The 16280-nt window shown below is 56.8% G+C and carries 15 protein-coding genes; 5 read left to right on the top strand and 10 right to left on the bottom strand.

Annotation, left to right across the window (positions count from 1 at the left end; translation table 11 throughout):
- Positions 1–54 precede the first annotated feature (54 nt).
- Positions 55–2589 (top strand): hypothetical protein, encoded by a 2535-nt coding sequence (locus JXO48_07795; protein ID MBN2283777.1) that lies wholly within the window; start codon positions 55–57, stop codon positions 2587–2589.
- 13 nt (positions 2590–2602) lie between these two features.
- On the opposite strand, the gene JXO48_07790 is transcribed toward JXO48_07795, so the two are convergent.
- On the bottom strand, positions 2603–2851 hold the full coding sequence (locus JXO48_07790; protein MBN2283776.1) for a hypothetical protein: 249 nt from the start codon (positions 2849–2851) through the stop codon (positions 2603–2605).
- Positions 2852–3212: 361 nt separating this feature from the next.
- On the opposite strand from JXO48_07790, the gene JXO48_07785 reads away from it, so the two are divergent.
- Complete coding sequence (locus JXO48_07785) at positions 3213–3440, top strand: hypothetical protein (GenBank protein ID MBN2283775.1); 228 nt, start codon at positions 3213–3215, stop codon at positions 3438–3440.
- Positions 3441–3448: 8 nt separating this feature from the next.
- On the opposite strand, the gene JXO48_07780 is transcribed toward JXO48_07785, so the two are convergent.
- From JXO48_07780 to JXO48_07740, 9 genes are all read right to left on the bottom strand, one after another.
- Positions 3449–5032, bottom strand: coding sequence for an AMP-binding protein (locus JXO48_07780; protein ID MBN2283774.1), 1584 nt, complete (start codon positions 5030–5032; stop codon positions 3449–3451).
- 216 nt (positions 5033–5248) lie between these two features.
- Complete coding sequence (locus tag JXO48_07775) at positions 5249–5458, bottom strand: zinc-ribbon domain-containing protein (protein ID MBN2283773.1); 210 nt, start codon at positions 5456–5458, stop codon at positions 5249–5251.
- A 37-nt stretch (positions 5459–5495) separates the two neighbouring features.
- Positions 5496–5966 carry a GNAT family N-acetyltransferase gene (locus tag JXO48_07770; protein MBN2283772.1) on the bottom strand — a complete coding sequence of 157 codons (471 nt, stop codon included), beginning with the start codon at positions 5964–5966 and terminating at the stop codon, positions 5496–5498.
- The gene (locus JXO48_07765) at positions 5950–6966 is read right to left on the bottom strand and encodes a D-alanine--D-alanine ligase (protein MBN2283771.1); all 1017 of its coding nucleotides are present in this window, start codon (positions 6964–6966) and stop codon (positions 5950–5952) included. The genes JXO48_07770 and JXO48_07765 overlap by 17 nt, the downstream gene beginning before the upstream one ends.
- 7 nt (positions 6967–6973) lie before the next feature.
- The gene (locus tag JXO48_07760) at positions 6974–7966 is read right to left on the bottom strand and encodes a D-alanine--D-alanine ligase (protein MBN2283770.1); all 993 of its coding nucleotides are present in this window, start codon (positions 7964–7966) and stop codon (positions 6974–6976) included.
- Positions 7963–9306 (bottom strand): KamA family radical SAM protein, encoded by a 1344-nt coding sequence (locus JXO48_07755; protein MBN2283769.1) that lies wholly within the window; start codon positions 9304–9306, stop codon positions 7963–7965. Before JXO48_07755 ends, JXO48_07760 begins: the two co-directional genes overlap by 4 nt.
- A 70-nt stretch (positions 9307–9376) precedes the next feature.
- Positions 9377–9664: a hypothetical protein gene (locus tag JXO48_07750; protein ID MBN2283768.1), complete on the bottom strand. Its 288-nt coding sequence runs from the start codon at positions 9662–9664 to the stop codon at positions 9377–9379.
- Positions 9665–9725: 61 nt separating this feature from the next.
- Positions 9726–9974, bottom strand: coding sequence for a hypothetical protein (locus JXO48_07745; protein MBN2283767.1), 249 nt, complete (start codon positions 9972–9974; stop codon positions 9726–9728).
- 417 nt (positions 9975–10391) lie between these two features.
- The gene (locus tag JXO48_07740; protein MBN2283766.1) at positions 10392–11030 is read right to left on the bottom strand and encodes a TetR/AcrR family transcriptional regulator; all 639 of its coding nucleotides are present in this window, start codon (positions 11028–11030) and stop codon (positions 10392–10394) included.
- A 175-nt stretch (positions 11031–11205) separates the two neighbouring features.
- Here JXO48_07740 and JXO48_07735 point away from each other — a divergent pair, with 175 nt between their 5' ends.
- From JXO48_07735 to JXO48_07725, 3 genes are read left to right on the top strand one after another with little or no spacing between them, the layout of a single operon-like run.
- Positions 11206–13605: a hypothetical protein gene (locus JXO48_07735; protein ID MBN2283765.1), complete on the top strand. Its 2400-nt coding sequence runs from the start codon at positions 11206–11208 to the stop codon at positions 13603–13605.
- A 27-nt stretch (positions 13606–13632) separates the two neighbouring features.
- Complete coding sequence (locus JXO48_07730; protein MBN2283764.1) at positions 13633–14535, top strand: glycyl-radical enzyme activating protein; 903 nt, start codon at positions 13633–13635, stop codon at positions 14533–14535.
- Between the two features lie 60 nt (positions 14536–14595).
- Positions 14596–16269, top strand: a complete 1674-nt coding sequence (locus tag JXO48_07725) for an AMP-binding protein (GenBank protein MBN2283763.1) — start codon at positions 14596–14598, stop codon at positions 16267–16269.
- The last annotated feature ends 11 nt before the right edge of the window (positions 16270–16280 follow it).

The following is a 16280-nucleotide window of genomic DNA, read 5'->3' as shown; positions in this document are numbered from 1 at the left end:
CCATAATGGTTGTATCTATTTAATTTCAGGGGGAATAATCTCAAGGAGGGAACCATGGCACCCTATAAGGACCAGGAAGAGTTCGAGGCGATCCTGTCGCGGTTATGGGACAAGATACTGCTGTCACCGGAGATCGTTGCATCCATCGGGGGGGTCCGGATCATAGCCAAGTTCCGGTATACCGATTATCCGTCGGTGCTGTATATCGACAACACCGGCGAGGCGCCCCGCTATTACTGGAACCCGGAGGAAGACATCAAGGCCGATGTGGAAATGATCCTTTCTTCCGAAACAAGCCATAAATTCTGGATGGAAGACCTCAACGTCCCCATGGCGATCGCCGGCCGGAAGATCATTCCCAAGGGTTCGGTGCAAAAGGCGCTGAAGCTCATACCGGCCTTGAAACCGGCCTTTGCCATGTATCCGGAAGTCTTGCGGGAATTCGATCGGACGGACCTCCTCGGGAAAACGGCGAAGGTGAAGAGAAAAAAGTCGGCCTTCGGTCTTTCCGATCTCTTCAGAAAAAAAGAGATCAGACCGGACGTCCTGCCGCGGTTCCCCATAGTGCTCACAACCGGCGGCGCCCCCGCGGCCCCCGTCCTGAACAATGAAGAACCGGCCCGGGCGGGCGACAGGGAGCTTCTCAGAACCATGTGCATCATACGCGCCTTCGAGGAACACCTGGCCGGATCGTTCAAGGAAGGAAAGATCCCCACGGAGGCCATCCATCTTTCCACCGGGCAGGAAGCGGTCGCGGCCGGCGTGTGCCTGAACCTCAGGGAATCGGATTATCTGAACACCACCCACCGCGGACACGGCCATATCATCGCGAAGGGCGCCGACCTGAAAGCGATGATGGCCGAACTGTACGGAAAGAAAAAGGGGCTCTGCGCGGGAAAGGGCGGCTCCATGCACGTCACCGACGGAACGCGGGGTGTGCTCGGTGCGAATGGGATCGTGGGGGCCGGGTATCTTCTTGCCATGGGTGCCGGCATGACCATCAAATACCGGAAACGAGACGATATTTCCGTTGTTATCGCCGGGGACGGCAGTGTGAACCAGGGCATGTTCCACGAAGCCATGAACATGGTCTCCGTCTTCGGCCTGCCCGTTCTCGTCGTGGTGGAGAACAATTTCTACGGGGAGTTCACCTCTCTGGAACGTCATTCGGGCGTGACGGAGCTGTACCGGAGGGCCCAGTCCTACGGGATCGAAGCCCTGAGGTTCGACGGCAACAACGTGCGCGAGGTCTATGAAAAGGTGGGTGACGTCATCCGTGACATGCGGCGTGACGGCAAGCCGCGGCTGGTGGAGCTCATGACCTACCGCTGGCACGGACACATGGAGGGCGACCCCGAGCTGTACCGTGACGAATCGGAAAAGGAACGGTACCGGCAGCAGGACCCGATCCCCCGCCTGATAAAGGAAATGATCGAGGGCGGGACGGCAACGGAAACGGAGATCGAAGCAATTCGGAAAGAAGCCGCCGAGGCCGTCGACAGTGCCGTCGCCTTCGCGCAGGGAGAGGAGGACCCGCCGGTCGAGGCCCTTTTTGATGACGTCTATACTCCGGAGGATGAACGTTTCTTTACGGGATCCATACCCTTCCCCGGCGACGGGGACCGAGAGGTCTCGCTCTCACAGGCGATCAACGAGGCCATCGCCGAAGAAATGGATCACGACGACGGCGTCTTTCTCTGGGGGGAAGATGTGACCCTGGGCGGATACTTCAACGTGACCGAGGGTCTGATCGAACGGTTCGGGACGGAACGCATCATCGACACACCCATCAGCGAATACGGGATTGTCGGCGGTGCCGTGGGTGCGGCCATGACCGGCATGAGACCCATAGCCGAGATCCTCTTCGGGGATTTTCTCACCTGCTGCATGGACCCGATCATCAACCAGGCGGCAAAACTGCGCTACATGACAGGGGGACAGGTCTCGATACCGCTGACGATCCGGACACCCCTGGGCAGCGGGATCGGCATGGCCGCCCAGCACTCCCAGTCCATGGAAAAACATCTCTTCGGGGTCCCGGGACTGATGGTGGTGGCCCCTTCCGACGCTTACACCGCCAAGGGCCTTTTGAAATCGGCCATACGCATCAACAATCCCGTCATCTTCTTCGAACACAAACTGATGTATGCTGAAACATGCAGGATACCGGACCGGGAATACACGCTCCCCCTCGGGAAAGCCCTGATCCGGCGATCCGGGGATGATGTAACGATCGTAACGCATCTGCTGGGCGTGGGAGTATCTCTCGAGGCGGCCGAACTCCTCGAAAGAGAGGGGATCGCCGTTGAGGTCATCGACCTGTGCACCCTCTACCCCCTGGACGGCGAGACGATCCTGCGATCCGTCAAGAAAACGGGGCGGCTTGTAACGGTTGAGGAAGGGCCCTGCACGGGCGGTATCGGCGCAGAGGTGCTCGCGCGGGTGGCTTCGGCCGGGTTCGGGGTGCTGAGGACGGCCCCGGTCCGGATCGCCGCACCGGAATGCCCCATTCCGTATGCAAAAGTTCTTGAAACGGCCATGCTGCCGTCGCCGGACAAGATCGCGGCGGCTGTCAGAAAGATGCTGTGACGCGGTTCGGGGGTCACGCCTTTTTCAGGGCTATGTAAGTACCGAGGGTGTTTCCCCCGGCAAAGGCCATGATGTTGAACATCCCGTTCGTGGCGCTGTCCTTGAGAATGAGGGTCAGCAGGGTAAAATTCACGATCGTGATGGTGCCGCTCAGGATCGTCGCCCAGGCGATCTTTTTCTGGGCCACGGCGCTGGTATATCTCGTCAGGAGAAGATCGACGACAATACCCGAGGCAAATATAAGAATTAACTTGAGAATCACAGCGAACCTCCTTCGCAGGGGCGGTTCGTGTCGCCTGCGGACACAAGCGTGTCCGATCCGGCACCGATGAAACCGGTCCCTGCCACGAGGCAGACCGATCAGGGAAGACGGCATACCGTCCGTTCTTTCGGTTCCGGAAATGTGGTAATAAGCTTTAAAGGTTACGGGTGAGAAGACCCATGATTACATGATAATCAACGGCGGGGACAGTCACGGGCCCTGGTTACCCATAACCGAGCGGATTGTCAGACGCTTCCACGAACAACTCCTTTTGTGTATTGTTGTGTGAAACCCGCTTCCGCGAATTTCGTTGGCGCAATATACTCCTTCTCACCGCAAAAGTCAACAGCAGGGGTGATCGATGATCCTGATACTGAGAACACCGGTGGGCACCTTTTCCATCGAACCCGATGAAACGGCGTTCGACATGATAAAGCTCTGCATCGGCGGGATATGGCTCGCCTCCTTTGAAACGGTCGATGAGGCGGCGAACGCCGTCTTCCGGCAGAACACGAGCTGGCCCGACTGGGACACCCTCCCATCACAGGACGCGCCGCCGGATATCGGCGGCTGGGAAATGCTGGAGTGAGGCGCCCCCTATTCGCCCGTGGCGATAAAATTCTCTTTCAACTGTGATTTCATGATCTTTCCAAGCGGCGTCAGGGGGAGTTGCTCCCGAAAGACGACCTGCTTCGGCACCTTGTAGTCGGCCAGGTTCTGCCTGCAGAATTCCTTGATCTCCTCAGCCGTCGGCTCCGTGCCCGGATGGGGAACGATGTAATATCGTCCCACCTCACCGAGAACGGGATCGGGAACACCGATCCCGGCAACCATCATCACCTTCGGGTGTTTCGACAGGAGATTCTCCACCTCGACGGGATAGACATTGAAGCCGCCCGTGATGTACATCTCTTTTTTCCGGCCCTTCAGGACCACGTATCCCTCTTCATCGATGGATGCCATATCACCCGTATGAAGCCATCCCTCACGGTCAATGGTCTCGGCCGTCTCCTCGGGCATCCGGAAGTACCCGCCCACGACACAGTCACCGGCAATGCAGAGTTCGCCTATCTCGCCGGCTGGCAGGACCGTTCCGTCCATATCGATGACCCGCGCCCGGAAATCACCGATGGTTTTACCGATGCTCAGGACCGTATGCTCGAAATCGCTGTCCTCGGGACTCATGATAACGGCGCCGGAAGCCTCGCTCAGGCCGTAGAGGTTCATCAGGAGCGCGTTGGAAAAGGCCTCGGAAAGCTGCCGAAGCAGCTCCGGTTCCGCGTTCGACCCGCCGGTGATGACGAGCCTGACGCTGCTCTTATCCCACCCCTTGAATTTCTCGTTCATCAGGAGAAGCGTGTGGATCGTCGGCACTCCGGCAAAGGCCGTCGGCCTGTACTGAACGGCAAGGTCGATCATTTCATCGGGCGTGAACATGGGGATCAGGACACAGCACCCGCGTCCGAGCAGCAGGGAGCAGATGCCGCAGGTGATACCGCCCACGTGATTGAAGGGAAGGGGCAGCAGGATCAGGTCATCCGGCGTTACCCTGATATGTTCGGCCTGGGCCCGCGCCGCGGCAAGCTGGCTCTTGTGAGAGATGGCGGCACCCTTGGGTTTTCCCGTCGTCCCCGAGGTATAGATGATGATCATCAGGTCATCGGGCCGCACCGCCTCCTTGGACTTCTCAAGGGCATCCCGATCCACATCGGCATTGAGAAGCCGGTCAAAGGTAAAGCTCCCGGGAAATCCCGTTTTCCCGATGAACACGAATTCCGTGACGGAGGGTATTTTTCCCCGGAACTCATCGAAGAACTTGACATAATCGGTCACGAAGAACTCGGGTATCGTCACGATCGCCCGCGCCTGGGAGTGATTGATCATGTAATCGAGCTCCATGTCCCGGTATCGGATGCTGAGGCCTACTATGGCGGCACCGATCTTCGCGGCGGCAAAATAGGTATAGAGCCACTCGAGCTGGTTCAACCCGATGATCCCGATCCGGTCACCCTTTTTGAACCCCATCTGTAAAAGACCCGACGCGACTCGATCGGTTATCTCATCCATCTCCCGGAAGCTGATCTCCCGTCCCTGACAGATATACCCGATCTTTTCGGGCATTGTTTCCGCCGCATCCCGAAGCACCTTCCATACCACCTGCGATCGTGACAGTTCACTCATCCTTCCCTCCTTCTGCCGCGACGAGGGCGGACACACCTCCACCCCCGCCGAACGGCGTCATTTTCCCTTCCGTGAACGGGACACAGATGTGCCCGGCATGAAGATCGCTGATGAAAAAGGTTTAGGAAAATCGGCACGGAAAGTCAAGAACGGACTCACCCGTCGAATGTCGCCCCCGGCGATCGACCCAACGGGTCCGCATCCGGGTGACTATTCTTAGACGGAGAGCGGGTCCCGACCGCGAGGACCGCTCGCTCGACGTTCTCTGGTGTTCCCGCCCGAGGTTTTCTCATCAGACCGTTTCTTCCGGCACTCGGGACAGCGCTTCGGATAGGTGAAATTCCTGCTCTGGTAAAAACTCTGTTCGCCCGCCGAAAAGACAAACTCCCGGTTACACTGAACGCATTTGATCAAAATGTCTTCCATACCTGACCTGCTCCTTGCATGTGTGGATTTTCGTGTTTCATATCTCTTTACAATACAATACCTTGTGGTCTCCATCCCGATAAAAGTCCCTGATCGTGCAGACGACCCGATACCCGTGGTGTTCATAAAAATCTCTGGCCGGCCCGTATCCGGACGTGGACGATGTGTCAATATAGACCTTCCTGCCGCCCCGGTGACGAACATCTTCCTCCATGAACGTAAGGAGTCTCCTCCCCACGCCCCGCCGGGCGCTGCTCCGGTCCACGGCTATCCAGTACAGGTCATAGCAGAAATCGGTGAGGGGGATCCGACCGAAACAGATATAGCCTTCCACACGCTCCCTGCCGTCAACATCGCAAAAGATCAGGTAATCGCTGTTCTTCCCTTTTGAAAGAACATCGTCGACAAGCTCCATGGCGACCAGGACCTCCTCTTCGTTGAAGGCGTCCCACCCGCCAAGGATGCTCAGGATCTGTTCTCTGTCGGAAGGATTAACGGGTCTGATCATGGGCTGATGAGCGCCGTGCGGCGAACGTGATGAAATGGCTGATCATGTCACGGTACGATATCCCGGCCTGTGCCAGGGATGCCGGGAATCCCGCGTCGGGGCTTATGCAGGGGTTCGCGTTCACTTCAAGTACATGGGGCCGCTGGTTCCGGTCCACCCGGATATCGACACGCCCGTAATCACGCAGCATGAAAATGTGGAAACACTCAAGGGCCGTCGCTTCGAGATTGTTCCGCAGCGACGGGCTCAGGTCATCAGGAAATCGTCGCGGCGTATGATGAAATTCAAAGGACGTTTCATCCCATTTTGCCCGGTAGCCGACAATGCGGTGCAGTTCCCCGGGAAAGGCCGAGAAATCTATTTCCGCCACGGGCATCACGCGGGGGACGGGATGTCCGAAAAGCGATACATTATATTCATCTCCCTCGATGTACTCCTCGACCAGCAGGGGACCGAACCGTTTGAAAAGCACGGGGAGTTTCTCCTTCAATTTCTTTTCCCCGCTGAATATGGATTCCTGGTCGATACCGACACTGGCGTCCTCGAACCGTGGTTTGACGATAAGGGGAAACCGCAGGCACCCCGGATTGAAATGCCCCGAACCTTCGTAGATAAGGTATTCCGGGGTCCTGATCCCGCAGGCTTTCAATATCCGCTTGGTCATGACCTTATCGGTGGTGTTCATGATCGCCATCGAGGGAGACCCCGTGAAGGCGATATCGAGAAGCTCCATGACGGCCGCCGCGTGACCCGCGAAGAGGGGCTCCTCGTCAACGGTCTCGCAGAGGTTGAAGGCCAGACCGATCTTTTCTCTGCGCACATCGCCGACAAACCTGTCCACATCTCTCGTGAAGGGGATCCGCCGGGATGAATACCCGAGCTCACCGAGGGCTTTTTCAACGGATCCCACCTGAACGAGGACATCCTGCGAAGAATCGGTGAAATCATATCCTTCAGCGCGGGGAACATTGTGGACGATACCGATCAGAGATTTGCCCATGGACCGCCTACCGGACCCTTCCCCCGCCGTTCAGTCGATGCAGTGCCGATCCCACGATCTCGGCAATGAGGTTTCTGTAACCCATTCCAACCTGGTTGGCGATGATGCAGATATCGGAATTCTCGGGGTGAAGCCCGGCCAGCGGGTTCACCTCGATAAAATTCGGCACACCGCCGGCGTCAAGGCGGATATCGACCCGTCCCGCGTCGCGGCAGCCGAGGCCGCGCCACACGGCAAGGGCGGTTTCCGAGGCGCGGGTCGCCGCTTCGTCTTCCGCCAGGCGGTATTCCACCAGCTTCTTGTAATTCTCCTTGTTCACATAGGAATACGCTCCGGGTTCCGCGTCGCCCCTCAGAAGAATTTCCACCGCCCCGATGGCGCGGGCCGCGCGTCCCGTTCCCACGATCCCCACGGTAAACTCCCGGCCGGGCAGATAGGTCTCCACCAGCACGGGTTGATCGTATTCGGCCATCAGGCGCCGGCATACGTTCCCCAGCGACGCGGCGTCCTCGATCCGCGAGGTCCCGTCGATCCCCTTGCTGGTCCCTTCCGCGACGGGCTTTGCGAATAACGGATAGGGAAGCGACACCGCCGGAAGGTCGGATGCCGCCTCCACGACGACAAAATCGGGCGTGGGAATACCGAGGTCACGGACAACGTGCTTCGCCATTCCCTTGTGGAGCGTCAGGGTCAGCACCAGTGGATCGGAGAAGGTATAGGGGATATCGAAAGCGTCAAGTATGGCCGGGACCTGGGCCTCCCGACCGAATCCCCGCAGCCCCTCGGCTATATTGAACACGAGGTCCCACCGCTTACCGTCATGAAGCTTCGCCACGAGGGCCTTCACGTTCCCGATGCGCTCAACATCATGGCCCAGGCCGTGCAGGCACTCCTCGATCGAATCGATCGTTTCCGATTTATCGAATTCCGCCGTTTCCTCGGCACCGAACCCGGCCTTGAGGTAATCATCTTTCAGGTCATAGGTCATGCCGATCTTCATCTGCCGGGCACCTCCCTGTGACCCCGGTACCGATCAGCACCGGTATCGGGATACCGGTACGTATTTCCCTGGTAGTTCCGCAGTACCAGGTCTTCACCGTCATGACCGGCCGTGTAATCGAATCCGATGGGGACCTTGCCGCCGCCGCCGGGACAGTCGATAACGAAAGTTGGCACGGCGAAGCCGCTGGTGAATCCCCTGATCCCCCGCATGAGCTCGATCCCCTTGGCGACGGGCGTCCGGAAATGCCCGGAACCCGGGATCGGGTCACACTGGAAGAGATAGTAGGGACGGACCCGGCTGCGCACCAGCCCGTGAAAAAGCTTCGTCAGGGTCGCAACATCGTCATTGATCCCCGAGAGGAGCACCGTCTGGCTCTGAAGGGGTATCCCGGCATCGGCGAGACGCCGGCAGGCCTGCTGCGTTTCTTCGGTCAGCTCGTCGGGATGCGTGCAATGAATGCTGATCCACAGGGGGTGATACCGCTTGAGCATCCGCACCAGGGCTGGCGTGATCCTCTGGGGAAGGACCATGGGGGCCTTCGTGCCGATCCTCAGCACTTCCACATGAGGAATACGCCGCAGTCTCTCAAGGAGCCACTCGATCCGGTCGTCGGAAAGTGTCAGGGGGTCGCCGCCGGAAACCAGCACGTCACGGATGGACGGGGTGGACTCAATGTACGCGATGGCCTGTTCCCACCGCTTCGTTCCCGTCAGGCAGCCCGAGGGTTTTCCGACCCGTCTCGAGCGGGTGCAATAGCGACAATAGGTCGAACAGAAATCAGTCACCAGGAAAAGGACCCTGTCCGGGTATCGGTGAACCAGCCCCGGAACAGGACTGTCATCGTCTTCATTGAGGGGGTCTTCGCTTTCCCCCGTGCTCCAGTTCATTTCAGCGGTAACGGGGATCACCGTTCTGCGGATCGGCTGTCCGGGATCATCGGGATCGATGAGGCTCGCGTAATACGGTGTTATTGCCACCGGTAGTGACGTTCCGTATCGTGCCAGGGCGTTACGTTCATCTTCACTGAGCCTGAGCATTCGATCCAGCTCGAAGGAGCTTGAAATACAGTGCTGCAACTGCCACTGCCAGTCACTCCACTCCCGGACCGTTACACCCGGAAAATGGCGCCGCATGAACAGCACCGCTTTCTCACTGGTGACGCATCCCCCGTGGGACGCCTTTTTCGAAACGGCGATCCTTTTCTTTTTCCTGTTTCCCTGATTCCATGGAACCGGGTCCGGCTGAAGAGCCTCCCCCGGCTCACGCCACAAGAGCCCGCCAACGCCCCCCGAACCGGGAGGCTCGATCTCCTCGTGAGCCGAAATTTCCTTTTCCATGCTGTTCACTCTCCCTTCCATCATGTCGTTAATTTTTCAATCTTACTACGGTGTCCTCTGCACCGGTTCTTTATTCCAGAACGGTATATGACTGAACATCAATGACCTTGTAGCCTTCGTCTTCCTCAACAATGCCGGTGACCTTCACCCGCTCTCCGATATGGTCAACGATCTCCGCGCCCATATCATTGATAAGTATCTCATAGGGGATACCGTCATCGGAAAGGATTTGAAAATCCTCAGTAACCTGGCCGGTGATGGTCATCAGCTCACCGGCCCCGGAAACACTGAAAAAAAGCCCGACGCAGGCAATAATGATCACTATGCCGATAATACCCCGATTTCTTCGCCTCACCATATACATCTCCTCCTTACAGGCATGTTTCAGGGGAAATACCCCCGTTCACTGTCACAGGCCTTCAATCCCATGCTTTCGTCAACCGGAAATCCGTCACCCGCAGGTGCTTCGCCCCGGAAACCCTCCGCACGACACCATTCACCGCGACCTCGGACTGGAGATACTCAAAAAGGTCACGTCCCTTGCCGAACCGCTCGATCACATAACTGTCTTCGGTGTGGGTGGAGAGGGCCACGGCGGTCACACAGCCGTTCTCATCCCACTCTATGGGAATCACGATCCCTTTCAACATGACGTCACCCTTCTTCACCGCAATAATTCCTCTTGTCACCAATGAACCGTTCCTCACTATGCGGCACAAATCGCAAAAGGCGTACCAGCGACGCAACTATATGATATTAAATGATATATCTGGAATGATGGTGTCGTTGGTCGGAACCGGCAGTTCCGATTTTCATCAGCGTCTCCGGTTGCAGCATGAAGAAATTATGATATCCTTTCGATATCATAAGACATTTTAGCATATCGGAACCAGTAGTTCCGATATGCCTGAAACAGGTACTGCAAATTCCGATATCCTGTTTGAGAGGAAAAAAAGGAAGGAAAAACGACAAGAAAGATAAACAGCGTGAGACGTAAAACGTGAAGCGTTAAGAAAAAAACTTTCCGAATCACGAATCACAAATAAAGAATAAAGGGGTCAAGTCTACCGTTGACCCTTTCTATGTTATATTGCCGGACCTGATCCCGCCTTTTGCTTCAGGTACGTCCCGAAGAGCTCCGCCACGATCTTTCCAAGCCGTTTCATGTGAGACAGGATCTCTTCTTCACTTCTCCCCGGGTATCTTCGAAAATTTATCATTATCCCATTCAATGCCGCAAAGAACGTATGCGACATGAGCCGTACATCGTCCCCTTCATATTTCATCTTTATGAATATCGTATCGAACAGGTCCACGACCCCGCGCGCCGTGTGATTCAATTTTTCCAGCGCTTCGGATCCGATCTTTCCGTACAGCATGAAGTGGGCCATCATCCTGAAATAGGCGTCATGTTCGCTGAAATATTCGAGAAAGACATTGATAACGGCTTCCATGTCCACCTCTTCCCGGTCGCATATGTTGGCCTTGAGCGTATCCACAAGGGACGTCGTTTCCCTGAGAAAGGCCTCGACAAAAAGATGCTCCTGATCGGTAAAGTAGGTATATATCGACGCCGCCGAAATGCCGGCTTCCCTCGCAATCTCTTTCATGCTCACCTGATCGAACTGTTTGACGGCGAATACTCGCTCCGCCGCATCGATTATCAAATTCTTCCGGGTTTCCCGTTCCTGCAACTTGAGATCGCTGAAGGTCGATTTTTCCACTGTGTAAGCTCCCCGCTCGATATTCCTGTTTATCTCTTTACAATAAAGCGTTCCTCAATGCCACGCGAATTCACGAACCTCACTGTGACACAAATCGCAGAAAAAGTAAAATGACGATTGACTCATTGAATGCCATTTAGTATCATGAACGCAATTTATTTTACAGGAGGGTCTTATGGATCTCGCCGCGGAACATATCAAAGACAAACTGGTCATCAAGGCTGTTCGGAACGTGCGGAGGGGATATCAGGACGAGGATTCCGCACGAGGCATGTACCGCCCCGATATCAGGCTCGACCTTCAGCGGTCACGCTATCTCACGGAATCGTACAGGGAAACGGACGGTCTCCCCATGGTTCTGCGGAGGGCAAAGGCCTTCGAAAATATTTTGAACAAGATGGACCTGTATATTCAGGATTGGGAACGGCTCGTGGGAAACGCCGCCGCAACGCCGGAAGGCCTCTATTTCGGCATCGACATGAACTGGCGTTCCGTCAAGAGGGTCGTCACCGGGCAGGAAGGACAGGCACTCCTCGACGACGAGGGGCGCCGGGAACTGTCTGAAATGGTCGAATACTGGAAAGGCAGGTCCATCAGTGACATCCAGCAGAAAGCGTTCACGGGGGACATCCTGAAATACTGGGTCTATGAGGGCACCTTTCTCTGGACACACTGGTCGGAGCTGGGCATCCCCGACTATGAAAAGATATTCAGGATCGGCCTGAAAGGCATCATGGAAGAGGCACAGGAACGACTTGCGGCGATCGACAGGGAGGTCCCCGCCGATTACATCGAACAAAAGGAGTTCCTCGAAGCGGTCCTGATCACCCTGAAGGCCGCCATAGCATATGCCCATCGATACGCGGACCTGGCCCGTATGAAGGCGGAAGAGGCAACGGAAGAGAAGGACCGCGGGCGACTCCTGAAGATCGCCGAGATCTGCGAGCGGGTCCCCGAACATCCACCCCGGACCCTTCAGGAAGCCCTCCAGTCATTTTTCTTCATCCATGTCATGAGATACCTGGAATACTCAACACTGGGGATCGGGGTCCGCTTCGACAAGGTCTTCGGCCCTTACCTGGAAAGAGATCTCGCGAGCGGGGAGATCACCAGGGAGGGGGCCCTCGAACTGTTGCTGCTCCTCTGGGTCAAATTCCATGAACTGGGCCTGATCTACTCGCCGATCCTGAGCGCGATCTATGGGGGTGTTGCCTCTCTCCAGGCCATTACGATAGGCGGTGTCGATAAGGACGGTAACGACGTCACGAATGAAATGACCTATCTGGTGCTCGAAGCCGCCGGGATCATGCGCAGTCTCGAACCGAGCATCGCCCTCCGGTATCACGACGGCACGCCCGACGAACTTCTCTCACGGGTCACCGAAGTGCTGCGCACGGGGATCGGGTATCCGTCATTTTTTAATGATATGACGTTGCTACCCACCCTGCTGGAATGGGACGTTCCCCTCGAAGACGCCCGCGACTACGCCGTAACGGGATGTGTCTACATCGAACTCCCCGGAAAGAACATCGCCCGGCGGGCCCTGGGCGGGCTTATACTCCCGAAATGCCTGTGGTGGGCCCTGCACCGGGGTATCAATCCTGAAACCGGTGAACAGTGGGGCGCCCCGACGCCCGACCCGGCGGATTTCACGTCGATCAACAACGTCATTGAGGCCTACCTCGAACAGGTGCGCCACTTTTTCGGCAGGCAGAACAGGATCGAGAACACCTGCAGGACCATATACGAGAAATACCTGCCGCGACCGTTTTATTCGGCAGTCCTCGAAGGGTGCATCAAAAAGGGAAAGGACTGCCGCCGGTGGATCTATCCTTCGCGGGTGCATGATTTCTGCGTCATCATCGGCACCACGAACGTCGTCGATGGTATCGCGGCCATCAAGAAACTCGTCTTCGACGACGGGACGGTCTCCATGGGAGAGCTGATCGAAGCCATGGACAAGAACTGGGAGGGACACGACGAACTCCGGCAGCGGGTGCTTCACGCACCGAAGTACGGCAACGATGACGACTATGCCGATGACATCGCCTCGCTCATACATCACAGGACTGCGGAGGTGATGGCCGAATTCACCGACCGCTTCGGCTACCCCTGCAGGGGCGACGGAAGCGGCGTTTCCGGAACCTATGCATCGGGGATCAGCACACCGGCCACACCCGACGGACGCAGGGACGGCGACCCCTTTGCCGATGCCACGCTTTCACCGGTTCAGGGAGCGGACTTCAAAGGCCCTACGGCCGTGCTGAAATCGGCATCGAAGATAAGCACGACAAAAACCTACAACCACCTGCTGAACCAGAAATTTCCCCCATCGGCGCTCGACGGGGATATGAAACAGTTGTTCATCAGCTACCTGAGGACCTGGGGCGATCTCGGGATCAGTCATATCCAGTTCAACGTGGCGGATAAAGAGACCTATGTGAAGGCCCAGAAACACCCCGAAAATTACCAGGACCTGATCGTTCGGGTGGCGGGATACAGTGCCTACTTTGTAGACCTGAGCAAAGGGCTGCAGGATTCTATCATCGCCAGAACGGAGCAGTCATTCCGGTAATCCAGGGGGGAGCGGCCCCGGGGAACCATGACAAAGGGCGTCATATTCAACATTCAGCGATTCAGTCTCCATGACGGACCGGGTATCAGGACCACGGTATTCTTCAAGGGATGCCCCCTGTCCTGCAAATGGTGCAGCAACCCGGAATCGCAGCGAATGCAGCCTCAGTTGATAGCCAGGGACATACGATGCACCGCCTGCGGGAGGTGCGCGGAGGCATGCCCGCACAACGCTATCCATATGATACCCGATACGGGCAGGGTGATCGACTGGGATGCATGCCGCCAGTGCCTGGAATGTTTTGACGCCTGCCCTTCCCGGTCGCTCCAGGTGTCCGGCACCTATATGGACCGTGATGAGATCATTGAAGAAGTTGAAAGAGACCTGCCCTTTTACCATAACTCCGGCGGAGGGGTAACCCTCTCCGGAGGCGAACCGCTCATGCAGCATCGGTTTGCCGCGGAGCTTGCAGCGGCCCTGAAGGAACGAGGTCTCTCCGTCGCCCTGGACACGACCGGGTACGCGCAGAAATTGGCCTTCGACGAGATCCTCCCCTGCCTCGATCTGGTACTGTACGACATCAAGACACTTGATGATGATATCCATCGCGCCTTTACGGGTGTCGGCAACGAACTGATCCTGTCCAATTTCGAACACATCGCAGGGTGTGTAAGGACCTGGCTTCGCATTCCGCTCATTGCGGGGGTGAACGATGACCCCGACGAGATCGGTCGTATCGCCACGCTGGGGAAGACCCTGAATGTGGAGAAGGTCTCATTTCTGCCCTACCACGAAGGCGGCATGAGCAAGTGCGCACAGATCGGCACGGTGTATGAGATGCCCGAAGCGAAACAACCCTCTGACGCTCACATATCCCTTCTGAAACGCATCGTGAATGACGCGGGCCTCGCGGTGACCATCGGAAACTGATGGGCCGGGTCGCGTAAAACAACAATACGATATGCATGAAATCGGAAAAAGGAGGGGACCATGAAGAAGGATTTTCCAAATATTTTTGAACATTTTTCGTATGTCAGGCATGACCCGGGCTGGGGTGCCGAACCGGTACCGCCCGCCCCCGAGGGAAATTTTTACGATCTCGTAAAGGAATCCGTTTACCGGTTTCCCCTGAAAACGGCCCTGGTCTTTATGGGTCGCGAGGTCACGTACAGGGAAATGGATGAACTCTCGGACCGGCTCGCGACGGCGCTGGTCGCCATGGGCGTGAGAAAAGGTGACCGTATCGCCGTGGTCCTGCCCCTGTCCATACAGGCGGTCCTCGCCTTTCACGCCGTCATCAAGCTCGGGGCCATCTCCGTTCCCTGCAACGTCATGTTCCAGGATAATGAAATGTCCTATATTCTCAACGATTCCGGCGCCCAGACGGTGATCTGCCTTGACCTCCTCTGCCCGTTGATCGATCGTATCAAAGGCCGGACAGGGCTTCGACATGTCATCAGCGTATATATCCGCGACTTCTCCGGACCCGACGGATGGGTGCCGCCGATCCTGACGAGCGAAAAGCAGTCCATCCCGGGCACCGTCGATTTCATGGAACTGCTGGAATCCTATCCACCCACGCCGCCGGCAGTTACGGTGAATTCCAAGGAAGACACGGCACTGATCATCTATACCGCGGGAACCACGGGACCGCCGAAGGGCGTCATGGAAACACACTACAGCATGATAAACGCCTGCCTCGCGCAATGTCACACCGTCGGCTGCGATCATGACTTCGTCAACCTCCAGATACTTCCCATGTTTCACATCGGCGGTTACTACCTCATGCTCCATCCCATGCTTTACAAGGGCGGGACCGTGGTCCTCATGCCCATGTTCGACGCCGCGGAATACCTGCGTCTGATCGATACATGGAAGGTCGATTCGCTTGTGGCGATACCCACGGTGTATATCGCGCTTTTGGGACAGCCCGATCTGAAAAGCCATGACCTCGGCAACCTGAAGGTCTGCATCGCAGCGGGCGCGCCGGTACCCTCGGAACTGCAGAAACGCTGGCACGAAAACACGGGAATAAAGCTCAGTCAGGGCTGGGGTATGACGGAATGCAACGCGGGAGCGATCGTGAACCTCCCCAACCGCTCGAACCCCGATTCGATCGGGGTTCCCGTAGCCGGCGAGGCAAAGATCGTCAACCCCGAAACGGGGGAAATCCTCCCGAGAGGAGAAACGGGTGAACTGATGTACCGGGGTCTCCAGGTCGCCAAGGGATACTGGAACAAACCGGAAGATACGAAGGAAACCTTCCAGACCGATGGCTGGCTTCACACGGGAGACGCCTGCTACATGGACGAGGAAGGGTTCATCTTCTTTGTCGATCGCATCAAGGACCTGATCATCGCCTCCGGCTACAATATCTCGCCCTTCGATGTGGAATCGGATATAATGCAGCACCCGGCGGTCATGGAGGTCGCCGTTATCGGCGTTCCCGACGAATATCGGGGAGAGACCGTCAAGGCGTGTGTGGTATTGAAGGAAGAATTCAGGGGCAAAACCACGGAAGAAGATATCCTTGAGTTCTGCAAAGAGAAAATGGCCACGTACAAACGGCCGAGAATCGTCGAGTTCATCGATATGCTGCCGAAGAGCGCGATCGGCAAGGTCCTGCGCAGGAAACTGCGGGAACGGTCCGGCACGGAAGAGTGAAGCGCCCCGGG

The sequence above is a fragment of the Deltaproteobacteria bacterium genome (assembly GCA_016933965.1).
In the GTDB taxonomy this organism is placed as follows: domain Bacteria; phylum Desulfobacterota; class Syntrophia; order Syntrophales; family UBA2210; genus JAFGTS01.
This window is presented reverse-complemented; position numbering and strand designations above follow the sequence as displayed.